The following is a 20,115-nucleotide window of genomic DNA, read 5'->3' as shown; positions in this document are numbered from 1 at the left end:
CGCCGTGAATACGTCCCTGTAGGCTTGAGCAAAACATCCCTGTTTTGCACAGTCCCGGAAAGGAATGCCCATCACCGACGCCCGGATTGGTTGCAGGCCGCATTACAACAATAAAAGAGAAAGGTCCCATGAACGATCAACCCGAAGTACGTTCAACTTCCTCCGATTTCGCCAACCTTGACCGCCGAAGTTTCCTGAAAACCGGACTCGGCGGAGCCATTTTTCTGGGTACCGTCAGCGCCACCGCCGGTCTAAGCGGCTGTAGCTCTACCCCCGCCGGTCGAGTCAGCGCAGTGGGTACCCGCATGGATGCCAGTTACGAGTTCCGTTTCCTGACTTCCGACGATATCCAGCTGTTTGAGGCCCTGCTCCCGGCGATTATCGGCCCCGGGCTGCCGGAGCAGCCGCAGGCCAGGCGCATGGCGATCGCCGGTACCATCGAGCGGATCGATGCCGGCATCCATAACTTTGGGCCGGCGAACCAGAAGGAACTCCGACGTCTGTTCGATCTGCTCAATTTCGGACTGACCCGCGTCACCATTGCCCGGGTGTGGTCGAGCTGGCCCAAGGTGACTACCGAGGAGGCCGATGCCTTCCTGGAGCGCTGGCGTACCAGTGGTATCGGCCTGTTCAACAACGGTTATATTGCCCTGACCAAGATCAGCAACGTGGCGTTCTATGGTTACGAGGATTTCTGGCATCTATCCGGTTACCCGGGGCCGCCAAAATGGGCGGTGGATGCCTTACCCCAATTCCAGAACGCGTAACCCCCAGCTGATTGACGGAGCCAACCATGCAGTTAAAAGATCGAATCGCCCAGGGCCTGGAATCCGGCTGGAAAGTCACCGATGGCGCCACCCTGACTGAAAACCGCACCCTTGAAGCCGATGTTGTGGTGATTGGCACCGGCGCTGGAGGCGGCACCACCGCCGAGATCCTGGCCAAAAGCGGCCTGTCCGTCATCCTGGTGGAAGAGGGCCGGCTGTATTACCAGAAAGACTTCAAGATGGACGAACTCAGCGCCTACGCCAGCCTGTACCAGGAAGGCATGAGCAGGGTCACCAAAGACGGCGCCATCGCCATCCTCCAGGGCCGCTGCGTTGGCGGTTCCACCACCGTGAACTGGACCAGCAGCTTCCGCACCCCGGACGCCACCCTGAACTACTGGGCCGAACGCTTCGGCCTCGACGCCCTCGCCCCGGACGCCATGGCGCCCTGGTTCGATGGCCGGGAACAGCGCCACAACATGGAACCCTGGGCGGTGAAGCCCAACGTCAACAACGACATCCTGCGCCAGGGCTGCGACCAGCTCGGTTACACCTGGCAGGTCATTCCCCGCAACGTCAAAGGCTGCTGGAATCTGGGCTACTGCGGCGTCGGCTGTCCCACCAACGCCAAACAGGGTGCCCTGCTGACCACCGTCCCGGGGGCACTGGATAACGATGCCCACCTGATCCACGGCCTGCGGGCGGACAAACTGGTGATGAACCAGGACCGCATCGACCACCTCCAGGCCAGCGCCATGGCCGCCGACGGCATCACACCCTCCGGCGTCACCGTCACCCTGAAAGCCCGGCACTTCGTCGCCGCCGCCAGCGCCATCGGCACCCCGGGCCTGCTGCTGCGCTCCGGCATCCCCGACCCGCACAACCGTATCGGCAAACGCTCCTTCATCCACCCGGTCAACGCCTGCGTCGCGGAAATGCCCGAAAAAGTCGAACCCTTCTATGGCGCGCCCCAGTCCATCTACTCCGACCACTTCAACTTTAGTGGCGGCGTCGACGGCCCGGTGGGTTACAAACTCGAAGTGCCCCCGTTGCACCCAGCCATGTCCAGCGGCGTCATCCCCGGCCACGGCGACACCCAGATCAACACCATGGCCCGCCTGCCCTGGATGAACTCCGTCATCGCCCTCCTCCGGGACGGCTTCCACCCCGACAGCCCAGGCGGCACCATCGGCCTGCGCGACGACGGCAGCCCCTACCTGGATTACCCGGTGACTGACTACCTCTGGGACGGCCTGCGCCGCGCCTTCTACACCATGGCCGAAATCCAGTTTGCCGCCGGCGCCAAACGCGTCCGCCTCATGCACCTGGATTCCGACTGGTACACCAGCTGGACCGACGCCAAAGCCGCCATCGACCAGCTCCCCATGGAACTGCACCGCGTCCGCCTGTTCACCGCCCACCAGATGGGCGGCTGCGGCATGGGCGCCAATCCGGAGGAATCGGTGGTTAACGGCTTCGGGGAACATCACCACGTCAGCAACCTGAGCGTCCACGACGCCTCGATCTTCCCGACCAGCATCGGCGCCAACCCGCAGTTGTCGGTGTATGCACTTTCAGCGCGGAACAGTACAAGGCTGGCCAACCGACTCAAGGCCTGATCGAATCAGCATGCCCCGTTCTTCACGCAAAGTCGGGGCGACCTGCAACACCGTTCGCCGGGCCGATCGGGTGGGGCTTTCCGGAAATGTGCGGAGCCATGGATGGCGGAGCTCAGGCGCACAGGGGTGAGCCAAGCGTTTATGAAGCGCAGCTTCATGTGCAGGCGAACGACAGCAATCTGTGATTGCTGGCTGGACCCCGCAGGGGTGCTTGAGCGTTTCCCGGACAGACCCTCCCAATTGGCCACACTCCATCAATCGCATGCCTAAGCCAAAGCCCCGGAATCCCACCCCCGGCAACTACAGAACAACCAGGAATGCTGATATGATTGCACCGAGCGAAGAAAGGAGCTGTGCATGTCCAAAGTCATCTACCCGGGCACCTTCGACCCAATCACCAACGGCCACACCGACCTCATCGAACGCGCCGGCCGCATGTTCGACGAAATCGTCGTCGCCGTCGCCTACAACCCCAAGAAACAGCCCCTCTTCGACCTCGAAGAACGCTGCGAACTGGTCAGACAAGCAACGGCCCACCTCCCCAATGTGACTGTTACCGGCTTCAGCAACCTGCTGGCCGACTTCGTCCGGGAACAGGGCGCCACCGTCATCCTGCGGGGCCTGCGCGCCGTCTCCGACTTCGAGTACGAATTCCAGCTGGCGGACATGAACCGCCGCCTGGCCCCGGAAGTGGAAAGCGTCTTCCTGACGCCCTCGAACCACCTGTCCTACATCTCCTCCACCCTGATCCGGGAAATCGCCTCCCTGGGCGGAGATGTATCAGAATTCGTCGATCCCGCCGTTGAGGCCGCTCTGAAAAAGAAGTTCAACTGAGCCTGAGGTACCCGCAAGATGGCCCTGATGATTACCGACGAATGCATCAACTGCGACGTCTGTGAACCGGAATGCCCGAACGAGGCAATTTCCCCGGGTGATGAGATCTACGTGATCGATCCGAACAAGTGCACCGAGTGCGTTGGCCACTACGACGAACCCCAGTGCCAGCAGGTATGCCCGGTAGACTGCATTCCACTGGATCCCGAGCGCCCGGAAAGCCACGAACAGCTGATGGAGAAATACCATCGCCTGACCGGCAACTGAATACCGGATTGAGCAACCGGATACAGAAAAGCCCCGGATTCAGGGGCTTTTCTGTATCCGGGCCTGAAAGAATCAGAGCAAAGGCGGCAACGGAATCTCGATGCCGTTCACCGTCAGCAGCAGATCTTCCATCTGCCCTTTCATCACCAGGCGGTCCCCTTCCTGGACCAACAAGCCCTGCTTGATCAGCGGCGCCAACTGCAGCATCACCGCCGGATGCTCCTCGGCCAGCGCCAGAGGCAGGGTCAGGTTCAGATCCCCGGTCAGCCCCTGCATCACCAGCAGCATTGACGACGCCTGCTCCGCATCCAGCTCAGGGTGGCGGATTTCCATCTGGCCCCGGATATCACCCTCCGGAGTGGCGACACTGAGTTCCGGAATGGCCATGGAAAAACCCGCCGCTGCCAGGCGCCGAAACGCCTCGTTGATCTGCTGCATGGCCTGCATCTGACCCTCGAACCCGGTGTTTTGGCCGCTCTCCAGGGTACTGGCCTGAAGCTCAGCCATCCCGTTCGCCAACTGGTTCCAGCTGGCGACCTCCAGATTGTCCAGGGCAAAGATCAGCCGGTGCGGTCCATAGGCGCCATCCACGACGTCCACCTGACCCAGGTTGAACTCGACCCGGGAATCCAGGCGGGTGTCGTCGTCCCGGGGTTCACTGGTACTGGTGACAATCACGTCCGACAGACTGACCGGCGAGCCGCCGACCGGGGAGACTCCCAGGGAATCCAGCCGCAGTTCCCCCTGCCCGGTCCAGACATCGCCACTCAGATGCGCCAGGGACTGGTCCAGCTGCAGGCCCACAATCCGGACATCCATATCCGGATCGGAGATCGTCAACTCGGGCAGATCCAGCTTCAGCGTCACCTCACCCCAGAGGCGGGTTTCCAGGGTCAATGTGGGATCCTCGTCCGGAAACCAGTCAGTCTCCATTGAGGACCAGCCGCCGGCCGGCTCGAAGGTCATCAGGCTGCCGGTTATCCCGTGAGTGACGTGGGCGACGAACTCCAGGGGGCGGTTCTCACCGGCTTCGGGATCCTGCAGCACCAGGGTGCCATGCACCTCTGCGCCCATGATGCCGCGCTGGTAATCTCGGGTATCCACCTGCATGAACGGCTGAGTGTCGTTCACCTCGGTGACCGCCCGCTGCCACTGATGCTCGGTCAGGTATCCAACCCCCCAGGGCAGGATGCCACCACCAGCCAGCAGTACCACACCGGCCACAATCCATGCGCGCTTCACTGGCGCCTCCGTTTGTCAGGTTTTGCCCGTCAGTCGCTCGAGCAGGACCAGCTGGGATGCAAAACGTTCCTCATCCTCGGCCGGCTGATTCTGGATGTAGCTGCCATCCGGCTGCAGCATCCAGGACTGGCAGTTGTCGGCCAGGTAGGTATCCAGGTCTTCCCGGAGGCGGGCCACCAGTGCCGGGTCCTCGATAGGGAAGGCAGTCTCCACCCGGCTGAGCAGGTTCCGCTCCATACCGTCGGCGCTCGAACAGTACACCTCCGGCCGACCGTTGTTGCCGAAATAATAGACCCGGGTGTGTTCCAGGAACCGGCCGATAATCGAACGGACCCGGATGTTATCCGACAGCCCGGGCACTTCCGGGCGCAGGCAACAGATCCCGCGGATGATCAGATCGATCTTGGCCCCGGCCTGGGACGCCCGGTACAGCGCCTTGATCAGCTGGATCTCGGTCAGACCGTTGAACTTGAGAATGATCCGGCCCTTCTCGCCAAAACCCGCTTCCCGGTCGATCAGGCTCAGCAGCCGACTGTGCAGGGTGAACGGCGAATGGAACAGCTTCTTGATCTTCAGGGCCTTGCCCATGCCGGTAAGCTGCTGGAACAGTTTGTTGACGTCATCACCGATCGACTCGTCACAGGTCAGGAAGCTGTAGTCGGTGTACAGCCGGGCATTGGCCGCGTGGTAGTTGCCGGTGCCCAGGTGCACGTAACGACGCAGGCGACCCTCTTCACGGCGCACGATCAAAATCATCTTGGCGTGGGTCTTGTAGCCCACCACGCCGTACACCACAATCACCCCGGCCTCCTGCAGCCGGCTGGCCAGCTCCAGGTTCTCCGCCTCACTGAACCGCGCCCGCAGTTCGATGACGGCGGTGACCTCCTTGCCACGGCGGGCCGCATCCGCCAGGGCCTCGACGATCTCGGAATCGGCGCCGGTGCGGTACAGGGTCTGGCGGATGGCCAGCACCTGGGGGTCCTTGGCGGCCTGGCGCAGAAGATCCACCACCGGACTGAAGTTCTGGTAAGGATGCAGCAGCAGGATCGGACGCTTGCGGATGGCGTCGAACATCGACTCCTTGCTGCGGATCTGCCGGGGAATGGACGGCGAGAACCCGGAATAGGTGAGATCCGGCCGGTCCACCAGGCCCCCCACCGCCATCAGCCGAGTCAGGTTCACGGGCCCGTGCACCTGGTACAGGTCCCGTTCGGTCAGGCCGAATTCAGTCAGCAGGAACTGCACCAGCTCCTGCGGGCAGTTGTCGGCCACCTCCAGACGAACACCATCACCGAAACGACGGCTGAGCAGCTCACCACGCAGGGCCGAGGCCAGGTCCTCCAGATCGTCTTCCAGCTCGAGGTCGGCGTTCCGGGTCAGGCGGAACTGGTAGCAGCCCTTCACTTCCATACCGGGGAACAGTTCGTCGGCATGGGCGTGGATCATCGAGGACAGGAACACCAGGTTGTCACCGCCATCGCAGACCTCGTCCGGCAAGCGTACCAGGCGCGGCAGGGACCGCGGTGCCGGCACGATCGCCATGCCGGTCTCCCGGCCGAAGGCGTCCTTGCCGTCGAGCTCAACAATGAAGTTCAGGCTCTTGTTGACCAGGCGCGGGAACGGGTGGGACGGATCCAGCCCGATGGGGCTGACCACCGGCAGGATCTCTTCCTCGAAGTAGTTGCGCACCCACTCGGCCTGTTCCGGCGTCCATTCCCGGCGGCGGACGAAATGGATATTTTCCCGCTCCATTTCCGGAATCAGGACATTGTTGAGGATGTCGTACTGTTCGTGGATGTACTCGTGGGCGACCCGGCTGATCTCGCCGAGGGCCTGCTCCGGCATCATTCCGTCGGCACCGATGGTTTCCCGGCCGTACTTCATCTGCTGGCGCAGACCGGCAACCCGGATCTCGAAGAACTCGTCCATGTTGCTGCTGAAAATACAGCAGAAGATCAGACGGTTGATCAGCGGATGGGTGGTGTCCAGGGCCTGCTTCAGTACCCGGTAATTGAACTGCAGCAGACTCAGTTCCCGGTTGAAGTAGTTCTCGCTGGCATCCAGGTTGATCTCTTCACCAGTGGGAGGGACTTCCACCGGCGCCGGAATGCTCTGGTCACCGTCCACCACCGCCTGTGTTTTCGCTGTTTCAGTTGTCATCGTTCCTCGATTCCGCGCTTGCGCCCCGATCCGCCGGGGCTGCGTTCCAGTGTGTCAGGATCCGCGCCGCTGTTCCCGCATCAGGCGGGCGGCCCGAACCGCAAAATAGGTCAGGATGCCGTCGGCGCCGGCCCGGCGCATGGCCATCAGGCTCTCCATCATTACCGCGTCGCCATCGAGCCAGCCATTCTCCGCCGCTGCCATGTGCATGGCGTACTCACCGCTCACCTGGTAAACAAAGGTGGGCACCTGAAGTTCCTTCTTTACCCGGTGCACGATGTCCAGGTAGGGCATACCGGGCTTGATCATCACCATGTCGGCGCCCTCGGCCAGATCCATCGCCACCTCGTGCAGAGCTTCATCGCTGTTGGCGGGATCCATCTGGTAGGTGGCCTTGTTACCTTTGCCCAGGTTGGCCGCGGAGCCCACCGCATCCCGGAACGGGCCGTAGTAGCTCGACGCATACTTGGCAGAATAGGCCAGGATCCGGGTGTTCACATAACCGGCGGTCTCCAGGGCGTCGCGGATGGCGGCAACGCGGCCGTCCATCATGTCCGAGGGTGCCACCACATCGGCGCCGGCATCGGCGTGGGACAGTGCCTGGTTCACCAGGGCTTCCACGGTGACATCATTCAGCACATAGCCGTCATTATCGATGATGCCGTCCTGGCCATGGGTGGTGAACGGATCCAGTGCCACGTCGGTTATGACTCCGAGCTCCGGAAAGGCTTTTTTCAGGGCACGCACCGCCCGCTGGGCGAGACCGTCGGAATCCCAGGCGCCGGAGCCCGACAGGTTCTTCTTGTCCGCCGGCACCACCGGGAACAGGGCGACCGCCGGAATTCCCAGATCCACCAGCTCCGCGGCCTGTTCGACCAGCAGGTCAATGCTCAGGCGCTCCACACCGGGCATGGACGGCACCGTCTCCCGCTGCCCTTCCCCTTCCAGCACGAAGACCGGATAAATCAGGTTGTCCGGTGTCAGCTGGTTTTCCCGGACCAGCCGGCGGGAAAAGTCACTGGCCCGGTTGCGGCGCAAACGGGTCGCGGGGAACGAACGGGATGTGGGACTTGGCACGGGTAACCTCCTGGTAAAGCAACAGTGTAGGGATGGACTGGTTGCCTGGCGCCGGAACGCCTGCTCTCGCCATGATACACGGCAAGAGCCCGTGGTTGCAGTTGCCGGGGGGACACTAGCAGGGATCGGTGACAGATATATGACAACAGGGCCCGTATGAGGCAACGGACAGAGTCGGCCAAATGCTCAACCAGCTGCTATTATCAGCAGCAAAATATCGGGGAACGGCCGATCACGGGACAAGGGGCGGAGCAGCTCCGCCCCTGGCCGAAATCAGAGGGAACGATTGTTGAATCCCACTTCCACCTTGCGAGGCGAGTCGGAACGGAAGGCGGTATCCACTTGCTGGATTTGGCCGCCCTGCTGCAAGAAGGCTGCAATATCCGCCTCCAATTGCGCACGTACCCGGGCCCGACCGGCGACGGAATGGGTGTCGTCGCTGTCGCTGCTCCAGTTTCCTGACTGCTCCAGGTTGCTTTCGTCGAATTCACTCATGGTCTTCTCTCCATCAACGAAAACAGATCCGAAAGTGATGTCCGACCCCGGCGGGCGAACACACTCTGTTTCGACGAAAATACCGCCTGCGGCCTCGTCTTGGCGTCTTTATAATCTCGTTTTGTTTACCGCGCTATTTCCTGGCAACGTCTTTTTTGTAATTTTTTGTAACCGGAAATAAGCCCATGATTTTACATGGCAAAATAACAGGGGACGCGCACCCTGATTCGTTGACACAAGAAATGAATAATGATTCACTGCTTATAAGGAGCCGGCATGGCCTATCGCGAAACGGAGAAAATGCGCCAGCGCAAGGCGCAGGCACGCCAACGCATCATCGACTGCACCTATGAATGCGTCGCCAACGGAGGGTTCCGCAGTGCCCGCATCACCCGCATTGCGGGCCTGGCCGGCGTTGCCACGGGAACTATTTACCGGCATTTCGAATCCAGAGAGGACCTGTTTGCGGAAATCTTCCGGACCGCCACCCAGCGTGAAGTGGACAAGGTCGCGGAAGCCCTGACTACCGACGGGGATGCCGCCGTCAGGCTTGAGGCCGCGCTCCGCCAGTTCGCGGAACGGGCCATGCGCGGGCCGATGATGGCCTGGGCACTGATTGCCGAGCCGGTGGACCCGAAACTGGAAGAAGAACGGCTGGTCTATCGCAGGGCCTACGCCGAACTGTTTGAAAAGGCGATCCGGGATGGCATCGAAGAAGGCTGCATTCCGGATCAGGACGCGCGCCAGAGCAGTACCTGCCTGGTCGGCGCCATTGCTGAAAGCCTGGTGGGCCCGCTGTCACCGACACTGGCCGGCCAGATAACCATTGCCGATATCGACAAAAATAAACTGGTCGACTCCATCATCCGTTTTTGCATGCAGGGGTTGACCGGCACCAGGAGATAGCCATGACCGCCCGTCAGCCCAAGCCCGAAGCAAGCGCACCCTTCACCGGGGACCGCTACCTTGCGGTGACCCATGAAGTCACCAACCAGCCGCCGGCACTGGAGAACTACAACCTGTTCGACCACGACCAGGCCCTCCGGGAGGCCGCGGAACGGGAAGGCGCCGGCCACGCCGTGGAGACCCTGCGCGCCTTTGGCGATCTGGCGGGCAAGGCTGCCACCATCGATCTCGGTTTTCGAGCCAACACCAACAAACCGGTCTTCAATACCCACGACCGGTTCGGCCATCGCATCGACGAAGTGGACTTCCACCCGTCCTACCACGAACTGATGCGCATCGCCCTGGAAAACGGCCTGCACAGCAGCCCCTGGACCAACCCCGGCACCGGCGCCCATGTCACCCGTGCCGCACGGTATTACATGCACTCCCAGGTCGAGGCGGCCCACTGCTGCCCGGTCACCATGACCTTTGCCGCCATCCCCTCGATCCGCAAACAACCGGAACTGGCCCGGGAATGGGAGCAGAAAATCCTGGCCAACAGCTACGATCCCCGCAACGTGCCGCACACTGAAAAGGCCTCCGTCACCATCGGCATGGCCATGACCGAGAAACAGGGCGGCAGCGATGTCCGGGCCAACAGCACCCTTGCCTACCCGGTGGGTACGGAAGGCCCCGGCCAGGCCTACGAACTGGTGGGCCACAAGTGGTTCGTCTCCGCCCCCATGTGCGACGCCTTCCTGGTCCTGGCCCAGGCACCGGGCGGGCTTTCCTGCTTCCTGATGCCCCGCTGGCGCCCGGACGGGACCAAGAACCCCTGGCAGGTGCAGCGCCTGAAGAACAAGATGGGCAACGTCGCCAACGCCTCCAGCGAAGCGGAACTGCGCGGCGCCCTGGCCTGGATGGTCGGCGAAGAAGGCCGCGGCGTGCCCACCATCATCGAAATGGTGGCCATGACCCGCTTCGACTGCATGATCGGCAGCTCCGCCGGCATGCGCCAGGCCGTGGCCCAGGCCACCCACCACTGCCGCCACCGCAGCGCCTTCGGCAACCGCCTGATCGACCAGCCGCTGATGCAGAACGTCCTGGCCGACCTCGCCCTGGAAAGCGAAGCAGCGCTGGCCTACACCATGCGCATCGCCCGCGCCCTGGACAACCAGGACCAGGAACACGAACGCCTGCTCGCCCGCCTGGCCACGCCGGTGGGCAAATACTGGATCTGCAAACGCACCCCGAACCATGCCTACGAGGCCATGGAATGCATCGGTGGCAGCGGCGTGATGGAAGACTGCATCATGCCCCGCCTGTTCCGGGAATCCCCGGTCAACGCCATCTGGGAAGGCAGCGGCAACGTCCAGTGCCTGGACACCCTCCGGGCCATGCAGAAAGAACCGGACACACTCGACGCCTTCTTCCGCGAGGCCGCCGAGGCCAAAGGCAGCGACGCCCGCTTCGACCGCTTCCTGGCGCAGCTGCAGAACGACTTCGCCGACATCAGCGATTTTCAGTACCGCGCCCGCAACCTGGTGGATCGCATGGCCCTGGCCATGCAGGCCTCACTGCTGATCCGCAACGCCCCCAGCACCGTGGCCGACGCCTTCTGCGCCTCCAGACTGGAGAGCAACGGCGGCATGAACTACGGCAACCTGCCCTCGGGCACCGACGCCGCGGCCATTATCAAACGGGCCACCCCTGTAGTAGGCTAATCGGATGTTGCCCGGGGCGTAATTACAGACAGCCCGGGGACTCCACCTGATTTGTTGGGGGTCCGGTGGGGAATGGCTTTCCAAAACTGTGCGCAGCCATGGATGGCGGAGCTCAAGCGTCACATGGACGTGCCGAAGGAGCGGGTTTTGGAAAGCCATTCCTCGCCGGATCCTGCACCTTAGCCGGAACACCTATGTCAGAAGCACTCCGAAAACTGCTCAACGAAAGCAACCGCCAGCAGCCCGTCATCACCCCTCATGTGGGCGTGATGACCCTGCACTTCCAGCTCTACGGCTGCGAGGACCTCAAAGCCAAACGCAAGGTGTTTACCGCCCTGCGGGCCATATGGGGCAAGGAACCCGACCTGGCGGTGGCCGAAACCGCCGACCAGGAAGCCCTCGACTGCGCCACCTGGACCGTCGCCGCGCTGGGCACCTCCTCCCAGCAGATCAGCCAGCGCCTGGACATGGTTGAAAAAGCCATCCAGGAACGCATTGATGCTGCCATACTGGAAGTGCAGCGCGAAATTCTCTGACTCCACGGGGCCCGGACCCAGTGGCGTGTGGCGCAGCCGCCTGCCAGGCCGTATACTACGCCCCCTCAGGGACGTCAGCGCACCTGCCAGATGCAGGTTTACAGTTATGCCAATGCCGGACATGATGCCGGCCGAATCCGGGGGGCATCCGGAACCAGCCCCGCGGACGACCACTGATTCTGTGTGGTGCCTATGACCGGAAAGAAAAAATCCGCCCAGGCCTCGGTCGAGGCGATGTACCGTGTATTCACTGTGCCCGAGGCACCGGAATCCACGCTCAGCCGTATCGACCAGGACATCTCCCGCAACCTTGCAGGCTTCCTGCAGGAGCATATCGTTGCGGTCGAGCGGGACCTCTCGGAAGTCGAGAAAGACTTCGCCGAGTACAACATCCCGGAGAAACCCGTGTTCGTGTCCGAGCAGGCCCAGTTCCTGCTGGACAAGCTCGTGGCCAACTCCGTACATACTGCGTCCCCGGCGTTCATCGGGCACATGACCTCGGCACTGCCGTACTTCATGCTGCCGCTGTCCAAGATCATGATCGCCCTGAACCAGAACCTGGTGAAGACCGAAACCTCCAAGGCCTTCACGCCCATGGAGCGCCAGGTGCTGGGCATGGTTCACCGGCTGGTGTACCAGGAAGACGGTTCCTTCTACCGCAAGTGGATGCACGACCCCCGCCATACCCTGGGCGTCATGTGCTCCGGCGGCACCATTGCCAACCTGACCGCCCTGTGGGTCGCCCGCAACCGCGCCTTCCCGGCGGAGGGCAGCTTCCGTGGTCTGCACCAGGAAGGCCTGTTCCGGGCCCTGAAATACTACGGGTATGAAGGTGCTGCCATTTTGGTGTCCCGCCGCGGCCACTACTCCCTGCGCAAGGCCGCCGACGTGCTCGGCCTCGGCCGTGATGCCCTGGTGCCAGTGGACACCGACGATGAGAACCGTATCCAGCCGGATGCCCTGCGGGACAAGTGCCTGGAATTGCAGAAGCAGAAGATCAAGGTCATGGCCATTTGCGGCGTGGCCGGCACCACCGAAACCGGCAACGTGGATCCGCTGGATGCGGTGGCCGACATTGCCCGGGAATTCGGCGCCCACTTCCACGTAGATGCCGCCTGGGGCGGGCCAACCCTGTTCTCCCGCACCTACAAGACCCTGATGCGTGGCATCGAGAAGGCGGATTCCGTCACCTTCGATGCCCACAAACAGCTGTACGTGCCCATGGGCGCCGGCCTGGTAGTGTTCAAGGACCCCACCCTGCCAACCGCAGTGGAACATCACGCCCAGTACATCATCCGTAAGGGCTCCCGGGACCTGGGTAGCACCACCCTGGAAGGCTCCCGGCCCGGCATGTCCATGCTGATCCATTCCGGCCTGAAGATCCTCGGCCGCGAGGGCTACGAGATCCTGATCGACCAGGGTATCGAGAAGGCCCACACCTTTGCCGACATGATCAACGCGGAACCGGATTTCGAACTGGTCACCAAGCCGGAACTGAACATCCTCACCTACCGCTACTGCCCGGAGGACGTGCAGCAGGCGCTGGCGGTGGCGGATGAGCTACAGGCGGAAAAGCTGAACACCTGCCTGAACCGGATCACCAAGTTCATCCAGAAAACCCAGCGGGAGCGGGGCAAGGCGTTCGTCTCCCGGACCCGGCTGGAGCCGGCCCGTTACTACCACTTCCCCTGCATCGTTTTCCGGGTGGTGCTGGCCAACCCGCTGACCACAAAGGAAATCCTTGCGGATATTCTGAAGGAACAGCGTGAGCTGTCGAAAGAAGAAGGGATCTCTGACGAGATGACCATCCTGCACCAGATGGCCGACGCGGTCCTCAAGCAGCAAGAGCCCAGCGCGCGGCAGGCCTGATGTCTAAGACGCCAGAAAATCTCTAAGGCGGGTTAACCAACTCCGTTGAGAAGGGTGCGACTGCCACCAAGCAAGCCTTGCGGACGAATCATGGCTTCGGCGAGCCGGGCGGGGGACGTTTCAAAAACTGTGCGGAGCCAGGGATGGCGGAGCCAAGCGTACAGGGACGTATTCACAGCGTGTTTTTGAAACGTCCCCCGCCCGGCTCGCTTCTCCGAAACTTGCAGGCAAGACTTCAGTAAAGCGCCTCTTCGTCATCCAGCACATCGTGGATGATATCCAGGAACATCCGGTCCGCCTCGCTCCAGTTCTCCGGAATCCGGATATTGGTGCTGGCACTGATTTCCTCGGCAATCAGCTCGTTGGCGTTGGGCTGGCCGCGGTGTTTGCGGGCGATTTCCATGGACTTAACGGCAATGGTCGGATCACTCAGCACCTTCTTGATGAAGGTCCTCAGCTCGTCAATCATCTTCGCCTGACGGCTTTCAACGGATGAACTCATACTTCACTCCCCGGACAGATAGGCTCGGGGGTGAAACACCCCCTTTTCAGATAGTATGACCAAACTGGCTTTATACAACCAGCCCGGTCAGATCAACAAGCCCCGGAGAGTGAAGAACAGGATTGCAGCCATGATGGCAGAGGCCGGCACAGTGATGATCCAGGCTGCGGCAATCTTGACCAGGTGTGAGCGCTTGACCATTTCTTCCTTGTAGATCTTCTTGAGGCGCTTGCGCTCGGACTTGGACAGCGGCACCTGCTGCTTCTGTTTCTTGGCCTGCTTGAGCAGGCTTTCCATTTCTTCCACCGAGGCATTGCGGAAATCGTCCAGGAAGGGCTTGAGGCGCTCCTGCTCGTCCGGGTCGTGGTGCTCGATGATCTTGTGCAGCTGGGTTGCGTAGTTGCGCTTCAGGTATTCGCGCAAAAAGCCGACACCAAAGACACCGCCGATGGCGATATGGGTGGAGCTGACCGGCAGGCCCAGCTGGGAGGCCAGGATGACCGTCAGCGCCGCGGACAGGGCGATACAGAAGGCCCGGGTCTTGTCCAGTTCGGTGATCTCGCTGCCCACGGTCTTGATCAGGCGCGGGCCGAACAACATCAGGCCGACGGCAATACCCAGAGCGCCGACCATCATCACCCACAGGGGGATGCTGGCGGAGGCGACCACCGCGCCGGCGGACAGGGCATCGTTGATGGCTGCCAGCGGACCGATGGCGTTGGCCACGTCGTTGGCACCGTGGGCGAAGCTGAGCAGGGCAGCGGCGAAGATCAGCGGCCAGGTAAAGAGGGTGTTTACGCCGGCGGAGCTGTTCTCCATGGTGGAGGCCTTGCGGCCGACGAGGGTACGAACAATCACAAACACCACCGCGGCGGCGACCAGGCCCACCAGGGAAGCCTCGAGGAAGTCGACCTTGATGATCTTCTTCACGCCCTTGATCATCAGGTAGGTGCCGAAGGCCCAGGCCATGATGGCCACCAGCCAGGGCACGAAGGTGCGTGCTGCCGGCACCACGTCCTGGCGGTAGAGAACGGTTTTCTTGATGGCAAACAGGAACAGGGCCGCAAGCGCCCCGCCAAGCACCGGCGAGATGACCCAGCTCGCGGCAATCTTGCCCATGACCGCCCAGTCGGCAATGCCCCAGCCACCGGCGGCAATACCGGCACCGAGGACCCCACCGACGATGGAATGGGTGGTGGATACCGGTGCGCCCATCCAGGTGGCCAGGTTCAGCCACAGGGCACCGGCCAACAGTGCTGCGGTCATCAGCCAGATAAAGGCCCGGCCATCGCCCAGCGTGGACGGATCGATGATGCCGCCCTTGATGGTGGACACCACATTACCCCCGGCAATCAGTGCCCCGCCAGCCTCGAAGACTGCGGCTATCAGAACCGCCGCCCCCAGGGACAGCGCGCCCGAGCCCACCGCAGGGCCCACGTTGTTGGCGACATCGTTGGCACCGATGTTGATCGCCATGTAGCCACCGATGACGGCCGCAGCCATCAACAGCATACTGCCGGGCATTCCATCGCTGAAAGAACCAACAGTCAGCCAGATGCCAAGAAGGAACAGGAGGCTGATTCCGACCCTGTATCTTTCCGTGGTGGGGCTGGTGAGGACGGTATCCAGGAATCCGGTTGAACGGGCCATAACAGATCAGGTCTCATTTGGTCAGAATGTAAACAGGCCGGTGGGCCGCGCGGCAACTATAATTTTTTTGTCACGAAATTGAAACCTGGCGGTCATGTGGATACGCAGCATCCGCAACTGTGATCCAGGACCGCGAACGCGGAACCAATTGGCGCATAATGGCCAGATATGACGCTAAAAAATACAATAAAGCCCTGAATCCCCTATGAATCAGCCCCAGTCCATCAGCCACCAGGCCGCCGGTGCGCGCGAGGATGCGCAAGTATCGCGGCTGCTGACGTGGCTGTCGCTCGCGGCCATCATTTTCCTGGTGGGTATCGGGCTCAAGGCGTGGTACTCCGGGCATACGCTGCATGCCTGGGTGCTCTGGTCCTGTTCCGTCCTGGTGGGACTGAACATGGTGTACTTTGCCCTGAGCGGTAACGGGGCGCGCCAGAAAGGCGGCCTGATTGTGGTGGTGGGCCTGCTGTTCGCGTACCTGATCGCCTCCGGCGGCGAGAGCAATACCGGTCCACTGTGGTTCTATGTCTTTCCACCGCTGCTATTTTTCCTGACCAGCCTGAAAGCCGGCACGGTGGTGCTGCTCATCTGTTACCTGGTGGCCGCGCTCGTGTTCCAGTTCCCCGACCTGCCGTTTGTAACCGCGGAATATTCCAGTGACTTCAAGATCCGCTTCTTTGCCACCCTCACGTTCGAATCCATCTTCTGTTTCGTACTGGAGGCAGGGCGACTCCGGGCCCGCAATGAACTGCTGGAACTGGTGGTGACCCACGAGCACGCCGCGAGGACCGACGAACTGACCGGCCTGTCCAACCGTCGGGACATGCAACACCGGCTGGCCAGCGAGTTTTCACGGTACCAGCGTGCCGGGCACCATTTCTCCATCGTGCTCATCGATCTGGATCTGTTCAAGAGCATCAATGATGAATACGGCCATGACGCCGGCGACGCCGTCCTGCGCCAGTTTTCGGCCCTGCTGCGGGACATCGTCCGCCAGACCGACGTGGCCGCCCGCTGGGGCGGCGAGGAATTCCTGCTGCTGCTTCCGGACACGTCGCTGCTCCAGGCCCTCACCCTGGCCGAACGGTTGCGGGCGGAGGTTGCCCAGGCACCTTTCCGGTTCAAAAGCCACTGCCTGCCGGTCACCATCAGCGCCGGGGTCTGTTCCATCGCCAAGGCGGCCTCCATCGATGAACTGCTCAAACAGGCCGATCTCAACCTCTACAACGCCAAGGACGCAGGGCGCAACCGGATCGCGCCACGGGTTCGCAGCCGGGGTGAGGACCACCCCATGGGTTCGCCGGCTTGAGAGCGGGCATCTCGATCGCTATGATCAGGCGCGACTCGGGCACAGGGCCCGAATACGGCAACTTTCACAGGACTGACAATGACAGCGATCCGAATTCTGGTCGGGAGCGTTTACGGCGGCGCCCTGATGACCGCACGGGAGATCCGGAAGGAGCTCGAGGCGGACGGCCACCAGGTCACCGTGCTGGAGAATCCGACACTCCCGGACATTACGTCCAACGACGAGCCCTTACTGGTCTGCACTTCCACCACGGGCCAGGGCGAGATCCCGGAGAACCTGCTGCACTTCTATGTCGAGTTGAGAGAGCAACTGCCGCAGCAACCCGGGCGCCCCTTCGGCATCATCGTGCTGGGCGACAGTTCCTACGGCGACACCTTTTGCGGAGCCGGTGAGCTGATGGAAGAAGCCCTGTACGAGACCGCCGCCCGGAAAGTGGGAGATACCCTGCGTATCGATGCCATGGAAACCATGGAACCGGAAAGCGAGGCGCTGCCCTGGGTCCGGGACTGGATCAAAAAGCTCTGAGCGGTTGCAACAAACCCATGGAAGGTCGATCCGGCGCTTGAGCCACCGGTAACGACGGGCCATACTCGGGAGACAATGATAAGAAATGCGACAACCTGTGACCCCGACCCGCCCGTTCCGGCTTCTGTTCACCCTGATGGTATTGTCGGTCCTGGCAGTCCCATCCTTTGCTGCTGGCAACAGCGTGCGTCCGGACATGGACTTCCTGCTGACCGCCCCGGACTCACCGGCAACCCCGTCGCAGGCTCTGGCGATGGACGGCTGGCAGTCACTGGAAGACCCGAGCCCGAACTTCGGTTATATCCGAAAAACCGTGTGGCTGCGCTTCCCGGTTCCCGAACGGGGCGATATCAATCTGCTGGAAATCGGTTACGCCCACCTGGACCACATCCGTTTCTTCCTGCTGGAAAACGGCGAGATCGTAAGCGAGGCCACGGCCGGCGACCGGCTGCCCTTCCTCGAACGCCCGGTACTCTATCGAAACTTCCTGTTCCGCTTCGATCATGCGCCTGAAGCCAACCAGCAGATCCTGCTGGAAGTCCGCACCAGTGGAGCGGTGCAGGTGCCGGTGCATCTGTGGCACGACAAGGATTTCTTCGAGAGCGCGTTTTTCGAGGATCTGATCCATGCCGTCTATTACGGCATCCTGATTACCGTCATCTGCTTCAACCTGTTCATCTTCATCGCGCTGCGGGAAAAGATCTACCTGCTGTACGTGCTCTCCACCCTGGGTTATCTGGTGATCATCGGCAGCCTGAATGGCATCGCCTACCAGCTGCTGTGGCCTGCCAATCCCGAGATACAGAACCGGTCCATGGTGCTGGGCATTCCCTTTGCCATGGTCTTCACGCTCTGGTTTGCCCATGCGTTTCTCCAGCTGAGGAACCAGAGTCCCGCCACCGCCCGGGTGGTAAGCTTCGCCATTATTCTCAATACCATCGCGGCGGCGGCCACTTTCCTGACCGACTACAACACCGCGATCCGGCTGGTGGTCGCCCTGACCATACCCAGCTGCCTGCTGCTGACACTGCTCGGCCCGCAGCAATGGCTCCGGGGCAACCGGCAGGCAATTTATTACACCCTGGCCTGGGGTGCGCTGACCCTGGGCAGTGCGGTGACCGCCGCCAACAAGTACGGCCTGCTACCCAACAGCTTCCTGAGCGTTTATACCATGCAGATCGGCTCGGCCCTGCAGGCCGTCCTGCTTGCCCTGGCCATGGCGAGCAGGATCTACCAGGAACGCCAGGACAAGGTGCTGGCCCGGGAAGCCGAGCTCCGCGCCCTCGAAGCCCGCCGAAGCGTGGAACTGAGGCTGATGGATCAGGCCCTGCATCACCCCCTCACCGGCCTGCCGAACCGCAGCAGCTTCGAGATGATGCTCAATGACCTGATCATGCGGCATCCGGAAAAACGCTACGGCGTTGCCGTGGTGCATCTGAACAACCTGTCTTCGGTCACCAAGACCCTTGGCCACCGCAATACCGACCGGATCCTGGAACTGGCGGCCCTGCACTACAACTCCGTGGTCCAGGCCATACCGGGAGCTATGCCGGTCGAGCAGACCGATGAGCGCAACTACTTCCTGGCTTCCCTCGACCAGCAGTCCTTCGGTTTCATCGTCGAGGCGACCCTGGCCGAAGCCTCGCCCCGGGCCGTGGTCACCGGTCTGGACAGCCTGCGCCAGTCTATCGATTACCTGGGCATGCAGGTTCCGCTCGACCCGCGGATGGGCGTGGCCATCTTCCCGGACCACGGCAGCGACGCCAACACCCTGATCCGCCGTGCCATCATCGCCGAGGGTTCCGAGCGGGCCCGGGATCGGGGCATGGCGTACTACAAGCCGTCCCGGGATGCCTACAGCGCGGATCGGCTGACCATGGTTTCGGAACTGCGCAAGGCCCTGGACGATCATCAGCTGGCGCTCTACCTGCAACCCAAGCAGTCCCTGACCACAGGCCAGGTGGTGGGAATGGAGGCGCTGATACGGTGGCCGGGGCGCCAGAAGAAGGTAAGCCCGGACGAAATCGTCCTGCTGGCTGAGCAGACCGGGCTGATCAAGCCGCTGACCCGCTGGGTGCTGGAAGAGTCACTGCGCCTTCGCACGCAGTTGCTGGAGCAGGGCTGGGATCTGGAGCTGTCCGCCAACATCTCGCCCAACAACCTGAGGGAAGCGGATTTCTCCCTTTATGTGCAGCGCCTGATGAATCAGTACGATGGCCACCGGGGTGCAGTCACCTTCGAGGTCACGGAAACCTCAATGATGCTGGACCCGGCCAACTCGCTCGAGGCCCTCAATGCCCTGAACGCGGCCGGAATCCGGGTTTCCATTGATGACTTCGGCTCGGGCTACTCCTCCCTGTCGTATATCAAGCAGCTGCCCGCCAGCGAGATCAAGATCGACCGCTCCCTGGTCACCGACCTGCCCAGCCAGGCCGAAGACCGAGTCATCGTCCAGACCACCATCGACATGTGCCACAACCTGGGCTACCAGGTCGTGGCCGAAGGCGTGGAGGATCAGGCGACCGCGGATCTGCTGAGAGACATGGGCTGCGACATGATCCAGGGCTACCTGGTGACACCGCCGCTGCCGGTGGACGAGTTGCTGGACTGGCTCAACACCAATGGCCACCAGCCCTCTCGCAAACTGGGCTAGT

At 62.0% G+C, this 20,115-nt stretch carries 17 protein-coding genes; 11 read left to right on the top strand and 6 right to left on the bottom strand.

From position 1 onward, the window contains the following. Positions 1-128 precede the first annotated feature (128 nt). The 4 genes from BM254_RS11310 to BM254_RS11295 all read left to right on the top strand — a co-directional run bounded on the left by BM254_RS11310 (position 129) and on the right by BM254_RS11295 (position 3,487). Positions 129-767, top strand: a complete 639-nt coding sequence (locus tag BM254_RS11310; protein WP_092003370.1) for a hypothetical protein — start codon at positions 129-131, stop codon at positions 765-767. 26 nt (positions 768-793) lie between these two features. Next, a complete protein-coding gene (locus BM254_RS11305) occupies positions 794-2,386 on the top strand; it encodes a GMC family oxidoreductase (RefSeq protein WP_092003367.1) in 1,593 nt (530 codons plus the stop codon). Between the two features lie 357 nt (positions 2,387-2,743). After that, positions 2,744-3,220, top strand: coding sequence for a pantetheine-phosphate adenylyltransferase (gene coaD / locus BM254_RS11300; protein ID WP_092003364.1), 477 nt, complete (start codon positions 2,744-2,746; stop codon positions 3,218-3,220). A gap of 18 nt (positions 3,221-3,238) precedes the next feature. Continuing rightward, entirely contained in the window at positions 3,239-3,487 is a 249-nt protein-coding gene (locus BM254_RS11295; protein ID WP_092003362.1) for a YfhL family 4Fe-4S dicluster ferredoxin, read from the top strand. Positions 3,488-3,559: 72 nt separating this feature from the next. Here the strand turns inward: BM254_RS11295 and BM254_RS11290 are convergent, their stop codons facing one another. From BM254_RS11290 to BM254_RS11275, 4 genes are all read right to left on the bottom strand, one after another. Further along, a complete protein-coding gene (locus tag BM254_RS11290) occupies positions 3,560-4,729 on the bottom strand; it encodes a DUF945 family protein (RefSeq protein WP_092003359.1) in 1,170 nt (389 codons plus the stop codon). Positions 4,730-4,744: 15 nt separating this feature from the next. Next, entirely contained in the window at positions 4,745-6,889 is a 2,145-nt protein-coding gene (gene ppk1 / locus BM254_RS11285) for a polyphosphate kinase 1 (protein WP_092003356.1), read from the bottom strand. A gap of 54 nt (positions 6,890-6,943) precedes the next feature. Next, a complete protein-coding gene (gene hemB, locus BM254_RS11280) occupies positions 6,944-7,966 on the bottom strand; it encodes a porphobilinogen synthase (RefSeq protein ID WP_092003352.1) in 1,023 nt (340 codons plus the stop codon). 273 nt (positions 7,967-8,239) lie between these two features. Further along, positions 8,240-8,461 (bottom strand): hypothetical protein, encoded by a 222-nt coding sequence (locus BM254_RS11275; RefSeq protein WP_092003349.1) that lies wholly within the window; start codon positions 8,459-8,461, stop codon positions 8,240-8,242. 276 nt (positions 8,462-8,737) lie between these two features. On the opposite strand from BM254_RS11275, the gene BM254_RS11270 reads away from it, so the two are divergent. The 4 genes from BM254_RS11270 (at position 8,738) to panP (ending at position 13,475) form a co-directional block, all read left to right on the top strand. Continuing rightward, positions 8,738-9,367, top strand: coding sequence for a TetR/AcrR family transcriptional regulator (locus BM254_RS11270; RefSeq protein WP_092003346.1), 630 nt, complete (start codon positions 8,738-8,740; stop codon positions 9,365-9,367). 2 nt (positions 9,368-9,369) lie between these two features. Beyond that, positions 9,370-11,070, top strand: a complete 1,701-nt coding sequence (locus tag BM254_RS11265) for an acyl-CoA dehydrogenase family protein (RefSeq protein ID WP_092003343.1) — start codon at positions 9,370-9,372, stop codon at positions 11,068-11,070. A 194-nt stretch (positions 11,071-11,264) separates the two neighbouring features. Beyond that, positions 11,265-11,606, top strand: coding sequence for a DUF503 domain-containing protein (locus BM254_RS11260; protein WP_092003340.1), 342 nt, complete (start codon positions 11,265-11,267; stop codon positions 11,604-11,606). Positions 11,607-11,798: 192 nt separating this feature from the next. Then, complete coding sequence (gene panP, locus BM254_RS11255) at positions 11,799-13,475, top strand: pyridoxal-dependent aspartate 1-decarboxylase PanP (RefSeq protein ID WP_092003933.1); 1,677 nt, start codon at positions 11,799-11,801, stop codon at positions 13,473-13,475. 235 nt (positions 13,476-13,710) lie between these two features. Here panP and BM254_RS11250 read toward each other — a convergent pair whose 3' ends face one another. Continuing rightward, a complete protein-coding gene (locus BM254_RS11250) occupies positions 13,711-13,977 on the bottom strand; it encodes a hypothetical protein (protein WP_092003337.1) in 267 nt (88 codons plus the stop codon). An 87-nt stretch (positions 13,978-14,064) separates the two neighbouring features. Further along, positions 14,065-15,627, bottom strand: a complete 1,563-nt coding sequence (locus tag BM254_RS11245) for an inorganic phosphate transporter (protein ID WP_092003334.1) — start codon at positions 15,625-15,627, stop codon at positions 14,065-14,067. 205 nt (positions 15,628-15,832) lie between these two features. Between BM254_RS11245 and BM254_RS11240 the strand changes: the two genes are divergently transcribed. From BM254_RS11240 to BM254_RS11230, 3 genes are all read left to right on the top strand, one after another. Next, a complete protein-coding gene (locus tag BM254_RS11240) occupies positions 15,833-16,936 on the top strand; it encodes a GGDEF domain-containing protein (RefSeq protein ID WP_092003331.1) in 1,104 nt (367 codons plus the stop codon). A 78-nt stretch (positions 16,937-17,014) separates the two neighbouring features. After that, the gene (locus BM254_RS11235) at positions 17,015-17,461 is read left to right on the top strand and encodes a flavodoxin (protein ID WP_092003328.1); all 447 of its coding nucleotides are present in this window, start codon (positions 17,015-17,017) and stop codon (positions 17,459-17,461) included. An 85-nt stretch (positions 17,462-17,546) separates the two neighbouring features. Beyond that, entirely contained in the window at positions 17,547-20,114 is a 2,568-nt protein-coding gene (locus BM254_RS11230; protein ID WP_092003325.1) for an EAL domain-containing protein, read from the top strand. Position 20,115 lies beyond the last annotated feature (1 nt).

This window comes from Marinobacter pelagius, from assembly GCF_900114925.1.
Lineage (GTDB): Bacteria > Pseudomonadota > Gammaproteobacteria > Pseudomonadales > Oleiphilaceae > Marinobacter > Marinobacter pelagius.
The sequence above is the reverse complement of the archived record's forward strand: the minus strand, read 5'-3'. Positions and strand labels throughout refer to the sequence as shown.